Source organism: Arthrobacter sp. HMWF013, assembly GCF_003061105.1.
Lineage (GTDB): Bacteria > Actinomycetota > Actinomycetes > Actinomycetales > Micrococcaceae > Arthrobacter.
The window spans coordinates 21,799-38,434 of sequence record NZ_QAIQ01000094.1; the positions used below are offsets into that span (position 1 = coordinate 21,799).

The following is a 16,636-nucleotide window of genomic DNA, read 5'->3' on the forward strand; positions in this document are numbered from 1 at the left end:
CGTCCAGAGTCCTCCTAGGTGTAGCGGGGCCCATCAGGGAACAGGGAAGAGAGCCAGCCGAAACGGGGATTTTCACCAGCCCAAAGGGTGGGTGGATGTAAGCCCGCCGCCGCAAGTGGCCATTATTCTAAGCTTTCCCGCTGGTGGGAGAACAAGGAAGCCACCTTGTCGAAGCGATTCTGCGAGGCCGCTGAAAAGCTGTACCCATCTTGAGAGGGTGCGCGGAGTTTGAGCGTCCGCAGTGTATTCAGGTCCACAAGTTGTACCAACCCGTCGGGGGAGAGGCAGCCTCCTCCATCCTCCATAGTCCCCGCGTCTGAATCGAGGAGTTGGCGTGGGCTTGTCATGGCTCAAATCCGTTCGGTTCATCTATCACTATTAATTGACAACATTGTTGGTTAAGCTGTCCACAATTGAGCAGTTTGATTAATAGGGGACAGCAAATGAAAGATTCTGCACTGCGAGGCACGCTGATACTGAGTGGGATGCTCATTCTGATGGCGATAGCCGGAACGGCTTATGCGGCAGAAGCGCCGGGGGTTGGTTCGTCAGGGGGCGATGGTCAGACCAGCTTTGTTGCTCCGCCAGCTCCATCAGCGCCGCCCGTTTCGTCCAATCCGTTTTGCACGGTCAACATGGGGGACTGCCCTCTGACGGGGGGTACGATGCCTCAACCAATCCCAGTAGCTCCTGCGCCTGTGTATCAGGCCCCAGCCCCGGTCTACTTGGCTCCTGTGCCTGCTGCACCCGTTTACCAAGCTCCGGGTCCAGCGCCGGTAGTTCCTGCTCCGGCGGCTTATGCTCCAGAAGTGGTCGCTCTTCTTCAGGCTCCTGCCCCAGTGATCAATAACCCCGTGGCCGTTGAGGGTGAGTCATCACTGACGTTGACCCCGGTTGAAGTGGAACCAGCAGCGGATGCTCAGGCCATCAGCGAGGAAGCAATCAGTAGGGCTCCGACTAGTAGCTCCAGTGTGAGTCCTTCGCCGTCGCCATCACCGAGTGCAAACAATGTGATCGAAGCAAGCTCGGTCAACAGCGTAGAGGGATTCAATGCATTGCCCATCGTCTTTCTTGCTGGCCTTGGTGGTGTCTTTGTTGGTGCTTTTTTCGCTTTCCAGAAATGGCGTTCTAAGCGCTTGTAATAACTTGAATGTGCGAGAGCCGCTCTGTGACCCCTATAGGGCCTGCTGGGCGGTTTTACTCATGGATGATATGTAGTCGGACGTATTGCATGGAGACATTTGCTAGTCATTGGATGCGTCCAAGTGCGTCACCGCATCTCTATTCACCTCCGGACCCACGACGCAAACATTGCTCGCGCTCATCACGCCACGGCCTCTGCTGCTTCCTCCAACAGTTCGCTGATGCGAGCGGCATGCTGCGGGTTGATGAAGTACGTCTTGCCCTTGCCCGCGCCATCAGTGAGCACCAGACGACCGTCGATGAGGCGACCCATGTGACGGCCAAATACGCTGCTGGACATCACAAGCGGAATGTCGATGCGGCGTACAGGACCATCAGCGTTCAGGATGAAGTCGAGAATGTCGCGGCGAACCTTGACGTTGAGAGCGTACTTCTTCCAGTAAGGTTCCATCACCTCCGGATTACTCATCGCTTCCTGCAAGTTAGCCGCGATGTCTTCCACTGTCTCCGCAGCAGTGACTTTTCTGTGCCGCAGGGCTGCTCCCAGTGCATGAAGAGCAGTCAACTCCTGCGGCGTGTAGTCACTGTCCACAGGGAGACCGTACTCAGTACGTTCGGAGGACACGCAGCAGTGTTCCAGAACGAGGACCGGCTCACGCACCCAGAACCTGATCAACACGCCGAGGGACAATACGAGTCCAGCAATAATGCTGGTAATCAAGAGTGATGTTTCACTGCACATGCAATTCGCCCTAACTTCTTCAATGTCTGAGCAGCCGCGTGTGAATTCGTTTGCTCGTTCTCGACTGGTCTCCGGTATGAAGGCAAGCATGTGAGGCGACACACATAAGATAGCGGGGTTGATTTTACGAGGCTCTCGGGCAAGAAAATTGCGCTTGCGGTTTACATCCACAGCAATGCTTTCAGTACGAACGTGGTAATCACGGACATCAACATCAGCCTGTTTGCGTGCAACACAGAATTGTTTGCACCAGCAGAACGCAGCGAACCCAAATTACTGCTGTAATGGGGCTGTTAATATGGTTGTCACTTCGCTAAGGTGAGACGCATGGCAGCAGAACGCGTTCTCGAAAAAACGCTCATCAATGAGCGCGTCACTGTCATCACAATGGAGAAGGTCGAAGATCACGAACTCGTTGGACTGCACGCCGTGCTCAAAACATTTGTAATTGGCGTGGAGGGAATCGATCCGCAGACTACCTACGTTGCTTACACGAGTAACACTTCAGCGAGCATTGGACATCAACAAGTCGTAATGGAAATCCGAAGGTGGTTAGTTGCCATCAACGACCACATTCACCCGGCGCTTAGAGAAGGAACGCTATGATGATTCGTGACTTACAAGGCAACGAATCGTCTGTCGAAGAGTCGAAGGAATTAGTGCGCTCGGGCAAGGTGGAGGTCGGCTACGACATCGTGCCGTACGACGACGGAGTGGTGACGATCAAATCTCGGCTGCAACCACTGGCCCACGACGAAACGGACCCTTTATTCCTTACCCACGTTCGCGGCGATAAGGTGACGGGGTGGCTGGAGTACGGCACTAACAGCGAAGAAGAATGTAAGCGCCACCATGACGCGTTAGTTGATCGCTATAGATTGCTGGAGCGTGAACGAACTGCGGGAATACCCAAGATTCTGCTCAACGGCGTACTCTAAAGCCACGGCTCCGCCCCGTTGCCGCGCGCAGCAGCCCGCCCGTTCGGTCAATCAGTGTTAAGTGAAAAGGCCCGGCAGCAGATGATTTCTGGGCCGGTGCTTTTCGCAACTTCATAAGGGTGATAACTGAGAATCAACAGCAATATGGAATACCCCTAGGGGGTATCGAATGTAGAGCAGGGGGGAGGCGAAGCATTTACCCCCCACGTGACCCGTACAGCCGCCATTTCGCATTGCGCGCCCTTCCCGCAGCTTCTCGGAGCTTCCCGTAGCAGCCATAAGGGCCTTCAGAGCATGCATAGCCGTCAAATCCAGCCCTTTCGGTTCCACTGGCGAGAGTTCGGGTGATCCCTATCCCACTGCCGGGTACCAAGCCATCAGTGGTTATGCCGGTTAGGTTAGCGGGATATTGAGAAAGAACAGATTGGGTCAGTTCTCGTGCCACGAAGCGTCTGGCGGTGCGATTGAGAAGTACAGTTCGGCTAACTCACGCTCCACCGCCGGACACTGTTCCATTATCAGCCAGTGCAAGTACAAGGCGTTGTAGGTCGTCGTCTTCTCAACACCCTTACGGAAACTGATCAAGCGGATATCCCGCGTCCTTGAGTCGTAACCGTCAGAGAGCGAGTGCGCTACGGCATTCCTCAACTCGAACAGGCGGCTCAGTACAGGAACGACAAAGGGGTAATTATCTGTTAGCTCTTTGCGGTCCAGTATGCGTTTCAGCAAACTAATCCGTTGCTCAATGGACAGCCTGCCAAGCATCTCGTGCTGTAGCTCCTGCGCCGTCGAGGCGCTCTGACCGTAGCCAGCAGCAATGGCGCCACCGATTAACAGTTCGAGCCGCACCCCTAGCTCAAGAATCTCGGCACGAGTTCGGTGGAACGTCTGACCGACGGACCTACCCCACAAAATCTCTGTCATGAAGCGAACGTACCAGAGCGCGCCATTCATCAACGGTCGAACCTCAAGGGACTCGATGACCATAATGCGCTCCGTGCTGGGCTTAGCAAACGCTGTCCTCATCATTGATCTCCAGCAGCCATTCAGCGTCGCCCAGCGCCTCCGCCAGTAGTTCATCTGCCTGAGTGTCATTTACGGCATTACCTGAGAGTCATGGACAGCTTTATCGGCTGCCATACGCGCAATCTCCGAGTAATGCCACTGAGTACGTTGTGCTCGTGTCGTTACCCTTCCCAACTTAGTTTGAAGGATTTGTTTGCTAGTGCAGTGATTAGTAGTGATCGTCGGAGTCCACGAGAGTCGCTTTCCACCGCGCCCGCTGCGCCGTACGAGCCGCCTTTCGCTGTTCAGCGGATGAGAGGCCACTCACTGCAAGAGAGTCCTTCTCTGGGACACTGACAGTCTCCACCTGAGCAGTGATTCCAACGAGGTCCAGCAGTTCGCTCAAGGGGCGAACTGCGTCAGTCTCATCTGGAATAGAAGCGACCTCCGGAGCGGCAGTTTCGACGAACAGTTCCACAACTGGGTCAGCAACCTTGTTGAAGTAGTTGATGATGCGGCGCAGTTCCAGAACCTCTTCCTCGCTGCGGGAGCCGTCCAACATGCCCCCACGGATGCGGTTACGGGTGGTGTTCCAGAAGGAGGTATCAATCTCGACACCATTTATCTCCTTGGAGGTGACCTGCTGCCCGGAGACCTTGGCGAGGTAGTGGATCACAGCGTCCAGAGCAGCTTTCGTGTGAATCTCGAACCGCTGCGCAGCATCAGCAGCGCGGCGCTTGCCAGTGAAACCAGCAATGCCCCAGAAGTTCACTTGCTGCGGCTTCTCAGGGTTCCTCCATGCACCCGGAACAATCTGCTGCTTACGCTTGTGAGACTGCGTAAGGTCGTTGTCCAACCGAATGTAGCCGACGGCCCGACCGAGGTAGTCATCCATGCTGTCAGCAGGATCAACCTCGTCAGCGCGAGCAAGCCACGTTGCAACACCGTGTTCAGCCGGACTCGTAATGTCCGAACGGATGCCAAGGATTTCCGACCAGTTCAGCTCAAGCCACTCCCATAGACGCAGCCCGTTGTACTTCGCATTCCGGGCACCCTTGCCAGTCGGAGAAGCAGCCAAACGTTCCGTACCATCAGCGTTCATTGGGACGCAGAGCCATAAGTGGATGTGGGGGTTGCCCCAGTCCTGAAACTGGAGACCATAGGGTGCGTCCAACTCCTCTCCGAAGGCAATCCTGTACCGGGTCTGCAACTTATCAAAGGACGCCATAAACGCTTTGTACGAAGGTGCCGTGTCAATCCAGAAGCCCCGGTTGCCCCAGTTCTCAGGAACCATGTCCTTGCTCTTACCGGAGCCGGGGGTCTTCAGGACAGCCATGCGTGGCGGGTTGCCCATAGTCCAGTGGGAAGTATCCAGTGAGAAGACCGCCGTCTCGAACCTGTTCTTGCTGGCAGTAGTGAATACGGTTGACTGCTTACCGGAACGATCACCTTTGCGAGCAGCATTCAATTTAGCGAATGCCTGCTTGCGTACTTCACGAATCGAAGAGGTGATATCGATAATCGCTGCATTTAGTTCAAGCTCTTGATGAGCCAGCTCATTCACGGCAAGACGAACCTTGTTGCGGAAATTCACTGTTATGACGGAAAGAGGAGAGGGAACCTTCATTACTGGAACCTTTCAAGGGATTGGTGCTTCGAGGTTAGCGGAAGAATTCAAAGACGAAGTTTGGAGTCCACTCTTATCACCTACGTTGTGTTGCTGCGGGCCGAGAAGATCGCCCACAAGTACGAAGCGAAGCGCCCCGATTGTTCTAACCGATCCTCATCATTTGGCAACTGCCTGAACGATCCAGAAGCGGTCTGGAACAGTATGCAGAATGGGATCATTCAGTGAGCCATATGAATCATTTTGGTTGGATCAACAATTGGTAGGCGGACGCCCGTTTCTTTCTTTGGGTTGAAATAGATGATGACCATAGACCGGCGTCAAAAAGTTTCGTGCCGAGTGTAATAAACAGTGTTGTCATAATTGGCAGTGTCTCGCTAAGCCGCCACCGGATCGGTTTGTTGATCGATATCTTCCACAAGCTCAAACGCACCAGACGAATAACCGGCGGTAATCCAACCACTCTCTTCTTCGGTCAGCGTTGGCGGCAGACCCTGCTTCTCACGAGACTTCGTGAGGTAATCCAATATTTCTGCATCTGTAAAAGCCATTGCCATTTCTCCAAGTCCATTGAGGGATTCCTTGGTTATGACTTTTCCGTCGAATGGAGGGTGACTTTTGGCTTCCGGGGTATCTTGCAATTGGTACACGTAACTAGTGCCCATGGTGACGACCGAAATGAAGATCTCGCGGGTGGTCCACGGAGCGCTTTCGGTGCTCATCGTTTCCTTGTTGACCTTGCTTGCGGCTTTAGCCGCTGGGTTTGTAGCTTGGTCTTGACCACCGTCAGGTCGGTCGCGAAGAGCCTGCGGCTCACGAAGGTCCAAGAAAGATTTCGCTGTTGGAAAGGTTCCGACGCAGACCGGTGAGGACCTCAGTCCTTGATGGAACTTTCCTCTGTGATGCTCGCAAGTGGCTTGGATGACCCCGATGGCTTCCCGGCTGAGGTGTACAGGCGCAGGTCTCAGGAGTTGCCTGGCTTGTCCGGACTTGGAAGATGCGGCGAATGTTGCATCTTTTCGTGTCGGGTTGCCTCGGCCCTAGTGGTACCGCAATCGAAGCTCCGACGGCGTCGATCTCCTGCCTCTCGCTCATGCGAGGGAACAGCGGTGCCGATCTGTCATTTTTTGCCGCTGTTGCCGCAGAGCATCCATGCTGGACCGTGTCTTCGCTCTGACAGAGACGGGACGCAGCCCGCACGTGCTGGAGTTTACCCGTGTTCCCGCCATGAGGGGTACTGGGATACAGGCGGTCAAAAAGCCAATACGAGTAACGGGTCTTCGAAAAAATGCTTGTCCACAATAAGTCCTCAATCCGGTATTCGCGGCACAGAAGCCATGAAGGACTCGAAGACTTGAGCTAGGGCGCTCGGCTAGTTATTCCCCTCGGCATCGGATGGATGCACGAGCCGTATGTCATGGCTGCCGTACCCCAAGAGTTCGGCGATTAAATCAGAAGCAAATGCATATTGGGACCTGTTCAAAATTGCTCTGTCCGACTCATTCTCGGCGCTGATTCCAAAGAAGTCGAGAGTGTCTTCTCGGGTCAGGGGTTCGTCGGTTATGGTTACCGTCACCGCAGGCGTGGCGCTTCTAACCCGAAGGCAAGTGGCGCCGTGGCTATCTCCCCACAGTTCACGAGACGGGTAAATTACAACGTGGTGCGCAACGGCTGCTGCATCCAGTAGCGTTTCTTCCTCGCCAATACCAGCAGCCAGCATGGTCCGTGCGTCTGCTAAGCACTGGTGCTGGTGCGCTGTTATCTCGGACTCCAGATAGGATTCGTCCAAGGGTATTCGCTGCACTTTTTGGAACTTATTGAACTCTTCCAGAGCTTTGGTGACTTCTTCCACGACCTCAGTGAACGGCTTGTGCGTCCTGCTAGATTTTTCTGAGTAGGAGTTCAGCGACCAACCACGAATGCTTTCGCCCGGAAGGACGATTCCGTCTCGTGCGAGTTTAAACCCGAATAATGGATCTTCAAACGGGTTGAAGGTATATTCCGGCACATCAATTAGGTCAGCGCGGGCTACATTGCCCGATAGTCGAACCTCCATTATCGACGAAGGGGCGTGGCTTAATTCCACAAGTACCGATCGGGCTTCGAGAAGGTCGGAGGCTGCCAGTTCCGTCTCTGTGAGTATCTTCCTGACGGCTTCCAGAGCGTCCACGCGACGCTGCGCTGAAGCCAGATGGAAATGCGCGCCAACCAGCGGAGCCTGTTCCTCGGAATCGAGCAAGCCTAAAAGGTGGAAGACATTCTCTATCCGGTGCGAGCGGACCCTAGGTGTCGGCAGCCGATGCAGAGAGGAGATTGTAAGTGGTTCCTCCATTATCCGAACCTCAGACGTCGTAAGCCGCTCCACTGCGTCATCACGGTCACTGGCAGTCTGGAAGGCGATTCCAGCGAAAAAGGGACGGCTACCAAGGCGGGCAGATACTGCTAGCGCGGCTTCGGCATGGACAGGAGAATCCCCACGCGTTTCCTCCACTGCTTGATGAGCGGCTTTTGCTAGTTCCGTGAGAGAAAGCGAACCGATACCATAGGTCGCTGCGACAAACGGTGACACGAGCGGTTGAAAATGCTGCTGGAAGAGGTTGCTCGCTATGCTAGGAATAGTCCATCGACCGAATTCGCTGGTCATCCTTCCGAGAATTGCGGCATAGGTGAGCTTGTCGGGGATCAAAGCTGTCGTTATAGAGATGGATTCGTTGCTTTTGGTGAAGGCAAAGCCCGCCTCTTCGAGTTCTTGCAGCGCATCGACGCTGTCGCCCCGCACTCCTATGACGTCCGCAGCGTAACTAAGCAGCAAAGGCGTTTGCACAAATTTGCCGCTATTGTCGCGGTTAGGCTCCATCAGTTCGAGCAATGCAAATAGCACAGCCATGCTGTCTCTAGACGCCGCGTTTAGCTTGGCAATCTGCACGTACTTCGAGCGGACGGGATCAGCTTGGGATAACTCGGGTAGGCAGGCGGCTGCCCAGAGGGGTATGTAGTTCAGCGTTTCTAGCCGCGAATCAAGGGAAGCCGTGGCTGTCGATGCGGCCTCATCCCGGTCCGAACTATTCATAATGGTTCGCCACAACAGGTCCCGTCGCCGGTCGTGGAACCAAGCCACATTTTCGTTATCGAAGATAAAGATTCGGCGGTTAAGAAGCTCATCCCGGACCGCCGACCACGCATTTTGGTCAACTTGGAGCATTTGCACTATGAAATCATCCGGCGGGCATTCGTTGAAAGCCGCTAGCTTCCGAGCAGCAGTTTTCGCGTGGACGCTCAGTTGATTCCAAGAGGTCCTCATCAACTCTTGAAACGCGACAGCCGTTTGAATATTTTCGATCCGGAGACCAGCTTGTGCCCCGCTTATGGCTTCCACCATGAAAAGTGGATATCCGCTTGTCACTCGAAGGAATACCTCCGATGACGGGGCATCGACGTTGGCATCAAGTAACCATGCACGAATGCTTTCGAGGCTAAGTGGGAGGACTTCAACTATCTCTGCGCCATTGCCAGCTAGCTGCGCTGGAAATGTCTGGTTCTCAGCCGCCGCAGTACTCAAGCCGACAATAACTTGCACGCGCTCTGGAAGCATCTCAGCCATGTCGAGCAGAATCGCTTTGTCACCCGGCGACAGCCTCTCCGCGCGGTCAAGAACGATACGCAAGTTGCAGTCAGTAAGTTTCACGATTTCCTCGGCGAACTTGAGAACAATTTCCACCGTGCCCAACTCAGATGAACTGGCAAGGCGCTGACGCAGGGACTCATCGCCGGTCTGAAGAATGTCCTTGATCATGTTGCCGATGGATTCCCCAAATTCCGGACCCAATCTTGACTTCAGTAGGTTGAGGATCTCCGTTCCGACAACGCGAGCTAGTTCCTTCCCTCCGACAGCGCCGAGCCGTCTAGCTGCGCCACCCAGCGACTCAAGGGTCGCGTCCACGGCAGAGCGATCGGCTAAGTAAACGTCCAGAATTGCAGCCAGTTGATCGATGAGGGAATTGTGCAGTTGTCCGGGAGCCGAGCGCAGATTGGTTACGGGAGCGGTTATCCATCCAACGCGACTATCACGAGCGACTTCGCCGAGCAGGCTTGACTTGCCGACGCCGGAGTCGCCGACAACAACAATGAAGCCCTTCTCGGCACTGTGCACTCGGCGGCGATCTTCGTCTCGTCCGTATAGACCCATGCTCCTATTCTCTACTGGGGATGCGTCTTAGAAGGTCGTCGCCCCGCCGCTTGAGGACATGCGTGATGAATGGGTTCTTTCGTGGTTATCCTGCAACTGGCACATGCAAATTGCGCTCACGATGGCGCATGTCCGATAAAGCGTGCACTGTTGTTGGGTGGGATCTCCCGACGGCGCGGCGCCGCTGCTCGAAGGAGAAAGCGCGTGGTAGATTCTGCGATCGGCATTGGCGGGACCGCTGCCGTGTCTTGACAGATGGATTCGATAACTTTCAGGCGTAGTGGCGTCAGTGGGGATGGGGCAGGAACATGGATCGAAACGAGAAGAAAAGGCTTCGTGACTCCATAGGAGAGCACCTGGATATATCCAAAACTCGTCTCACGGACGAGGAAGCGAATGTCTTGAGCGACTTTATCGACAACTACGACTCCACGTACAAGGGGAAGACCGACACCAGAAGCAGAACTTACGACGGGTGGAGTTCGGACGGCAAGTACACTCGCCGGGAGAGTCGCACCGAAACCTTCACTGACGACATCGGTATCCGCGAAGAATACGAGTACCACGATGACGACGGTCAGACTGGCCATCACACCCAAGAGATCAAAGACGCCCGAAGCATCCTCAACAAGTTGAAGGGCTGGCGAAATGTCTGACGGACCCGCCACCCACGACGTGACCGAGACTCATGAGGCACCCGAGGCCGCGACAACGCTTACGACTCCAGGCGGAGTCGAACCTTTAGACGATGAGCAGCTCAAAGCTAAGCTCGACGCTCTGCCCCCTGGAGTACGCATCGAAAATGCCATTGCGCAGTTGGGCCACGCCGCATATTCCGTTTCGTTTGCCAAGGTAGCGGCGCCCCGCCTCAGAGACGCCAGCGACCGAGTTGGACACAACCCGGTCGGTGCCGGCTTAGATCATCTGGTTGTCAGTGTGCTTCAAAAAGCGGTTGTAGACACGGCATCGCTGTTCGATCAGACCGGCGCCGGTTCTAATTCGCTGTACAGAGCCTTGGATGTGGTTCGCACGCAACTCAAAGACAGTCCTCCGTCTCCAGAGCGCGATGCCGCTATCGACCTCGTGAACGAAATTCAAGACGTCGGTATCCAGAACAAGACTCCGGAGCTCAAGTACGTTCGTCACATGCGGAACAAGTGGGCAGCGCATTCGTCGATGGACATCTCGGTTGATCCCTGGGGACCCGGCAAATCGGTGGATTTCGGCATGCTGGAGTTGGCGATTCGGCAGATGCAGCACCACTTCATTGAGTTGGTCATCCTGATCCAACAGGTTCCTGCGCTCGAGGGCATGGAACGAGAGGGTCGCCGAATCGACGAAAAAACTGTGCGAATGGGGATCGATTGGGACGGCTTCGGCCGACAGGCGTTGGCCATAATGGGGGGCCACGCTGAGAACTCCGCCCGTCTGTTGCTGGATCGCATAGAACCCGAGCTAATGCAATCGGAACCGTAGTAGTTGAGTGTTCTATCTGCTGCCCCCGCACTGGCAGTGCGGGGGGGGGCAGAATTGGGCAGTTCAGTTCCTGTCCTTTAGGTAGGAATGGCTACCTGTCGGCCGTTTTGCGCGCCCTGGTCCATAGCAGCACGCAGTAGCGGGTCGATTTGGTAATTGCTTCTAACAATCTCGCCGGCCACGGCCACGGCTACGGCATCGACCGGCTCTGCATCGTCAGGAGTATCGCTGTGGTGCGTCACCCTGTTGCGCGTCCGGATCAGCCCTCCCGTAGTGTCGTCCGGCAATGGGAGGCCTATCCTCTGACAGAGGTCAACGAGGGGGCCGAACGCCTTCCCTTTCATAGCCCACCCGTAAGAATCTGAGGAGATGCTCTCGGGCTTAAGTGCCCTCTCCAACGCCTCCTTGAGTGCGGTCTCCGCCGCGCTGGCGGCGTCAAAGACCGCACGCCTGTAGTCACCCTCCGCTGCACTACGTTGAGCGGCCGCTATGAGGGGGGAAAGGGGGTAACGGGCGGACTCACCGGAGCTTGCCTTGTCTACGGCAAATAGCCACTGGTTCAGGCTCAGGGCGTAGTCAGGTCCGAGCCAGTTAAATGTCGCTCTCTGGGCCGTAGACGACTGGACCACATATATGGGCGGCAGAGCCCCGGGGCAGCTCACCCAAGCTGGGCCGTTCGCACGTCCTGGCGCTAAACGACGCCCGTCGCTTGCCGGTGGCCGAAGACGTCGCTATGGAACCGAATATAGTGGACGCGAATGCGCGCCGCCATCTAGCTGAACCACTTGCGGACAACCTCCCCTCTTGAACTTCATGAGACCTCGTATTGCTTGAAATATGCCTCCATCGAAGCCCTTACCGTACCGGTGCGGGGCTTCGCCATGCTCCAGCTTTGCGCGCCACCGCCCTGCACATGCTTGTGCGTAAGGGTATGACGCGGCGCTGCACATGTACTCTGGCTTCGGATTAGTCATCACACTATTTGGGGGATCCTTGACCGAGAACATCCCGCCGGCGCCGCCGGCACAGCAGCCGCAGAACTACCCGGTTCCCGGTGCCAGCTTTAACCAGGCGCAAGGCCATCAGTCCCACCTGCCTGACCCGACTGCAATCGGCCAGCAGCCGTACCAGGAACCCCAGCAGGCGTCCGCATCACATTATGCTTCCGGACCTCAGCCAGGTCAGCGGTCCGCACCAGCTGGTTTTTCCGGTGAGCACAAGGTGAAGGCGTCGGCTCACAGGACCGCAGCAGGGATCATCGGAATCATCTTGGGCGTTTTGTTTATTCTCCCGGCCTTGGTAATGCTCGAGGCCAGCCACTTAGCCTTCATGGCCTTTCTGCTATTCCTGATGGCTTTGGGCAACCTCACCGCCGGAATCCTGCTACTGCTCAAGCGGGGCGCACAGACGCAGTGGGCCCCCGTGAGCCTGTTGAGTACAGCGGCGGGCGCTATCATGCTGGCATTGATCGGCGCGATGCTTGAAGTGTTCAACCTGGCGCTGTTCATGTGCGCTTTGCCCCTGGCCATTCCCATCGGCATCCTCCTCGGCATGGAACTCGCCAAGCAAAAGCGCCCGGCAACCCCGATGAGGTCTCCCTACTCACCGTCGCCGTACTCGCAAACGCCGGCATCTTCCGTGCCGACCACGCCGCCATACGGGCAGGGTCCGGGATGGGCGTCTCAAAGGCCACTGCGCGAGGCGCCGGTCCAGCAGGCATATCCGTACCTCGCCGGCCAGCATCATCCGCCGGCGAACTGGCAGCCAAAAGGGCCAGCCTCCCCGCTGCGGATTTCCACCGGCGTGGTGGCCCTGGTCCTTTCCGTCGTCGGAATACCGTTTGCAGGCATGCTCCTTTTCGTCAGGCACGGCGGCGATAGCACTCCGTTCAACGGATGGATGAACTTCTTCATCATTGTCGGGTCCATAGGCTGCCTCGTCACGGGAGTCATCATCATGATCAAGCAGCGGAAGCGCGGAGGGGCAACCCCTTGGCTGGTCATATCCTTCAGCGGACTGGCCGTGATTGCATGCCTTGGTTCAATGGTCTCGGGCAACGGACTGCCGGGCGGCTGGGCCATTACGTTGCTGTTTGCGTTGGCCACCATGGTCCTTGCCGTCCTCGTGATCGTTAAGGACAAGGGCGCTAAGCCCAAGCACTGATTCGCTCCCCGCAAAAGGCCGCTGCTGGACTGGGGGCGCCATTTCAGTTTGCAGACGACGGCCGGGATGTCCTCACGAATGGAAGAGGGGTTTGGGGGTGCGACGGTATGGAAGGCTGCGGTGCTGGCAGCTGCTCGGTTGAGGCTTGCAGGGCGCGACAACAGGTCTCGAGATACTCAATGCATCGCATCTTCGGGGCCAAGGTGAGTTAGGAAATCCGTTTCAGCACATCACCGAGGTTCGAATGAAGCTCTCTCAATCCGTCGATGTCCAAATGAAGATTGCACAGAGCTTCGTAATCTCTGGCCTTGACGAATTGAAGGTCCGTCAAAGGTCGCTCGTCTTCTTCCACGTCTTGGCTTGCGATAAATTGAACCCACGCGATGTCCTTCGAACCACCCAATGCCTGGAACTGGGCGGCAAGTGATCCTTCGGCCGGCTTGGTCTCTTCCTCGTCGCCGTTGTCATATAGGACAACCTGAGTAAAGCATGAGTCCTCATATTCGCTCTTGTGGTCAGAGCGCCAGCGCACCAGAGCTTGTGAGTTTGGGCGTCGTCGGTCATAGGTTCCTCCTCAAATTGAACTGATGGTCACAGTAGTGAACTAACAAGTGCGGAATCGCTGTAACCGATGCCGGGTAAGCAGCTGAGACGGCTGATGCGAGAACAACCTGACAGGGAAACTTGCTGGCTGCCGCCAGAGCAGACCTCATGTCCGCAGCCACACGTGGTTGGTATTTGGCGGTACCAGGACCCGAACACGCACTCGAGCAGCCGCCACGATTGTTTGTGCATAGAAGACCAGCATGGACAATCATCGAGAGCGCGAAAACGCCCGCGCAGCCATCTACACGCGTATTTCGAAGGACCTGACATTAGAGGGCCTGGGTGTCACCCGGCAGCTCACCGACTGCCGCGCACTCGTGGCTAAGTTCGGATGGACCATCGTGGAGGAGTTCGAAGACAACGACATATCTGCTTCGGGGGGGAAGCGTCGCCCCGCATATGAGCGACTCAAGGCCCTGATGGAGGCACAGGCTGTTGACGTCGTCGTGGTTTACGCAGCAGACCGTTTGCACCGCAATTCGAGGGAGCTTGAGGACTGGATTGATTTGGCGGCGCGGACCGGCATCAACATCCATTCAGTCACTAATGGAACAATCGATCTGAGTACTCCTGACGGTAAAACGATGGCCAGAGTCGTGACAGCATTCGCTGCAGGCGAAGTTGCGAAAACGAAGACTCGTATTTTACGGAAGCACCTGGAACTGGCAGAGTCTGGGGCGTGGTTTGGCCAGAAATGCTACGGGTTTACGGCCGACGGGCAGATCATCGAACATGAGGCCACCATCATCAGAGAAATGGCCGCACGAGTGCTCCATGGCGAGGGCTTTAACGACATAGCCCGGGACCTGACGGCACGCGGGATTCCTACCGCCCGCGGAGCCAACTGGCGTGCAGCGACGATACAGAACATTTTGAAGGCGCCCCGTATTGCAGGGCTCCGAGCCCACCACGGAAAGATCTCCGCCAAAGGGCAGTGGGAAGCCATCGTCTCCGAGGAGACATCAGCCATGCTGAGAGCCAAGCTGGCGCCTGGACGCTCCCAGGGCAAGAAAAGGGGCGGCCCCCGCAAGCACCTGCTCACCGGTCTCCTGGTTTGCCACAAATGCGGCACTGGGATGGTCAAGTCCATCAACGGAAAGTCCAAGAAGCCGTCCTACCGCTGCCCCCGCAATGCAGGTGCAGCGGCCTGCGGCGGGACAACTATCGTGGCAGCCGAAACGGAGGCATGGCTGGCAGAAGCTGCCTTCCATTTTCAGGACGCACGCGTCATCGACGAGGAGGACAAGACAGGGGAGTGGCTGGAAAAGATTGGCGCTCTGGATGCGCGACTGGAAGAGCTTGCCGCGGATTACGGTACCGGCGCCATCTCCCGCAATGAGTGGTTAGCTGCCAGAGCAGCCGTGGAGAGACACAAAGCTCAGTACCCGGTTCCGATCGTCCGCCCTAGAGAGCTGACGACCGGTGCGATGCTGAGAGCTGCCTGGAGTGACATGCCGACAAGTGCCCAGCGCGCGGTACTGGACGACGTCTTTGTGAAAGTAGTGGTCTTGCCGCGACGTCAGGTGACTGGTCTGAAGACATTTGATACTAGCCGGCTCGCCCCTGAGTGGAGGGTCTAGCTTTTCACGACCGCCGTCGTGCTGGCTCTTGCATAGAGACCAGTATGAACACACACCAAGAAAGCATCGCCGCATGGATCCTCAGATCCAGGATGGCTCAGGGGCTGTCAGGCACAGTCTCGTTGGACCCAGCGCTTCACGCGAGAACGCTCGGCGCAATAGATCGAGCGACAGCAGGGAGAGGCCCGGTTGACATTTCCAAAGAAGAGCCTGCGGCTTGAGCCAGGTAGTCGTCAATTTCAGCGGAGGCTCAACGCGTTGAGTGACGGCCGAGGTAGCTGCGTGCGATGAGCACAGGGCGTGATCACCGCAAGTTATGGATTCGATCTTCCGCACCCCTGGGTGAGCACGATGGGCAGGACCGTTGAATATCCGCCGGAACAATCCTGCGCGGCTGGGTAAGCTTTGCCCATGTCTCAGTTCCGCTCATCCCGTCACCATCGTGAAATCCTTTTGGCCGACTGGCGCGATGCCGAGGAACTCGCCGCCTGGTACATGCGGGAGGACCTCGGTCTGAATGGTGCCAGGATCACAGGGGCAGGTAACGACGGGGGCATAGACGTAGTTGCCGACGGCGCGGTTGCCCAAGTCAAGCATGTCAACGCGCCAGTTGGTGCCCCACTGGTCCAGGCAGCATTGGGAGCCGGACACGGCCGCGACTCGGTTATGTTCTTCGCCTTATCCGGTTACACCCGGCAGGCGGGGGACTTTGCCGGACGTGCCGGCGTCTGTCTCTTTCAGTACGACATCTATGGCGAAGTACGGGCGGTCAATGAGCCTGCGCGTCAAATGATCGCCAATCGGAAAAAGGCCGATGTCGTAAGCATTCAGGACGTGCGGCTGAACGAACTCAGGGCCAAGGCCGCTCCGGCCTTACGGAGGGTGGAGACTGTCCGGGGCCAAGTCGCTGCTCTCGCCCGGAAACTGGAGGGAACGGCAGGCCTGGAAACCGACAACCCGACCCTGGCGTTCATCCTGGGGGAGTATGCAACCTTTTTCGCGGAGCCGGGTGGCTATGGTGCTGTGAGGGGCTATGACGAGGCCGTCAGAGTGATTGGAACCGCCCGGGCTGAACAAGTTCAAGGGTCGCGCGGCGGCAGTGAACGCTACTCCAAGGACGCCGTCGAGGCGGGTTTCGCCGCCCTCATAAAGCTCCACGGGGAACTGGAA

The 16,636-nt window shown here is 56.6% G+C and carries 14 protein-coding genes; 8 read left to right on the forward strand and 6 right to left on the reverse strand.

All coding sequences use genetic code 11. The features are described from left to right. The first annotated feature begins 809 nt into the window (after nt 1-809). Nucleotides 810-1,142 carry a hypothetical protein gene (locus DBR22_RS23695; protein WP_181365024.1) on the forward strand — a complete coding sequence of 111 codons (333 nt, stop codon included), beginning with the start codon at nt 810-812 and terminating at the stop codon, nt 1,140-1,142. Nucleotides 1,143-1,324: 182 nt separating this feature from the next. Here DBR22_RS23695 and DBR22_RS04425 read toward each other — a convergent pair whose 3' ends face one another. Then, on the reverse strand, nt 1,325-1,864 hold the full coding sequence (locus DBR22_RS04425; RefSeq protein ID WP_146187379.1) for an ArsR/SmtB family transcription factor: 540 nt from the start codon (nt 1,862-1,864) through the stop codon (nt 1,325-1,327). Between the two features lie 348 nt (nt 1,865-2,212). Here DBR22_RS04425 and DBR22_RS04430 point away from each other — a divergent pair, with 348 nt between their 5' ends. Next, a complete protein-coding gene (locus DBR22_RS04430; RefSeq protein WP_108597964.1) occupies nt 2,213-2,491 on the forward strand; it encodes a hypothetical protein in 279 nt (92 codons plus the stop codon). Further along, nucleotides 2,488-2,823, forward strand: coding sequence for a hypothetical protein (locus tag DBR22_RS04435; RefSeq protein ID WP_108597965.1), 336 nt, complete (start codon nt 2,488-2,490; stop codon nt 2,821-2,823). The genes DBR22_RS04430 and DBR22_RS04435 overlap by 4 nt, the downstream gene beginning before the upstream one ends. A gap of 429 nt (nt 2,824-3,252) precedes the next feature. Here the strand turns inward: DBR22_RS04435 and DBR22_RS04440 are convergent, their stop codons facing one another. From DBR22_RS04440 to DBR22_RS04455, 4 genes are all read right to left on the reverse strand, one after another. Continuing rightward, nucleotides 3,253-3,810 carry a hypothetical protein gene (locus tag DBR22_RS04440; protein ID WP_146187380.1) on the reverse strand — a complete coding sequence of 186 codons (558 nt, stop codon included), beginning with the start codon at nt 3,808-3,810 and terminating at the stop codon, nt 3,253-3,255. A gap of 247 nt (nt 3,811-4,057) precedes the next feature. After that, nucleotides 4,058-5,455, reverse strand: coding sequence for a hypothetical protein (locus DBR22_RS04445; RefSeq protein WP_146187381.1), 1,398 nt, complete (start codon nt 5,453-5,455; stop codon nt 4,058-4,060). Nucleotides 5,456-5,832: 377 nt separating this feature from the next. After that, on the reverse strand, nt 5,833-6,177 hold the full coding sequence (locus DBR22_RS04450) for a hypothetical protein (protein ID WP_108597968.1): 345 nt from the start codon (nt 6,175-6,177) through the stop codon (nt 5,833-5,835). A gap of 650 nt (nt 6,178-6,827) precedes the next feature. After that, nucleotides 6,828-9,641 carry an ATP-binding protein gene (locus tag DBR22_RS04455; RefSeq protein WP_146187382.1) on the reverse strand — a complete coding sequence of 938 codons (2,814 nt, stop codon included), beginning with the start codon at nt 9,639-9,641 and terminating at the stop codon, nt 6,828-6,830. 308 nt (nt 9,642-9,949) lie between these two features. On the opposite strand from DBR22_RS04455, the gene DBR22_RS04460 reads away from it, so the two are divergent. The 3 genes from DBR22_RS04460 (at nt 9,950) to DBR22_RS04475 (ending at nt 13,280) form a co-directional block, all read left to right on the forward strand. After that, complete coding sequence (locus DBR22_RS04460; RefSeq protein ID WP_108597970.1) at nt 9,950-10,297, forward strand: hypothetical protein; 348 nt, start codon at nt 9,950-9,952, stop codon at nt 10,295-10,297. Further along, the gene (locus DBR22_RS04465) at nt 10,290-11,117 is read left to right on the forward strand and encodes a hypothetical protein (RefSeq protein ID WP_108597971.1); all 828 of its coding nucleotides are present in this window, start codon (nt 10,290-10,292) and stop codon (nt 11,115-11,117) included. The genes DBR22_RS04460 and DBR22_RS04465 overlap by 8 nt, the downstream gene beginning before the upstream one ends. Nucleotides 11,118-12,446: 1,329 nt before the next feature. Beyond that, a complete protein-coding gene (locus tag DBR22_RS04475; RefSeq protein ID WP_146187383.1) occupies nt 12,447-13,280 on the forward strand; it encodes a hypothetical protein in 834 nt (277 codons plus the stop codon). Between the two features lie 208 nt (nt 13,281-13,488). On the opposite strand, the gene DBR22_RS04480 is transcribed toward DBR22_RS04475, so the two are convergent. Beyond that, entirely contained in the window at nt 13,489-13,812 is a 324-nt protein-coding gene (locus DBR22_RS04480) for a hypothetical protein (protein WP_108597974.1), read from the reverse strand. A 274-nt stretch (nt 13,813-14,086) separates the two neighbouring features. Here DBR22_RS04480 and DBR22_RS04485 point away from each other — a divergent pair, with 274 nt between their 5' ends. After that, nucleotides 14,087-15,466, forward strand: coding sequence for a recombinase family protein (locus tag DBR22_RS04485; RefSeq protein ID WP_108597975.1), 1,380 nt, complete (start codon nt 14,087-14,089; stop codon nt 15,464-15,466). Nucleotides 15,467-15,877: 411 nt separating this feature from the next. Further along, nucleotides 15,878-16,636: restriction endonuclease (locus tag DBR22_RS04490; protein WP_146187384.1), on the forward strand; the 759-nt coding region annotated here is incomplete at its 3' end.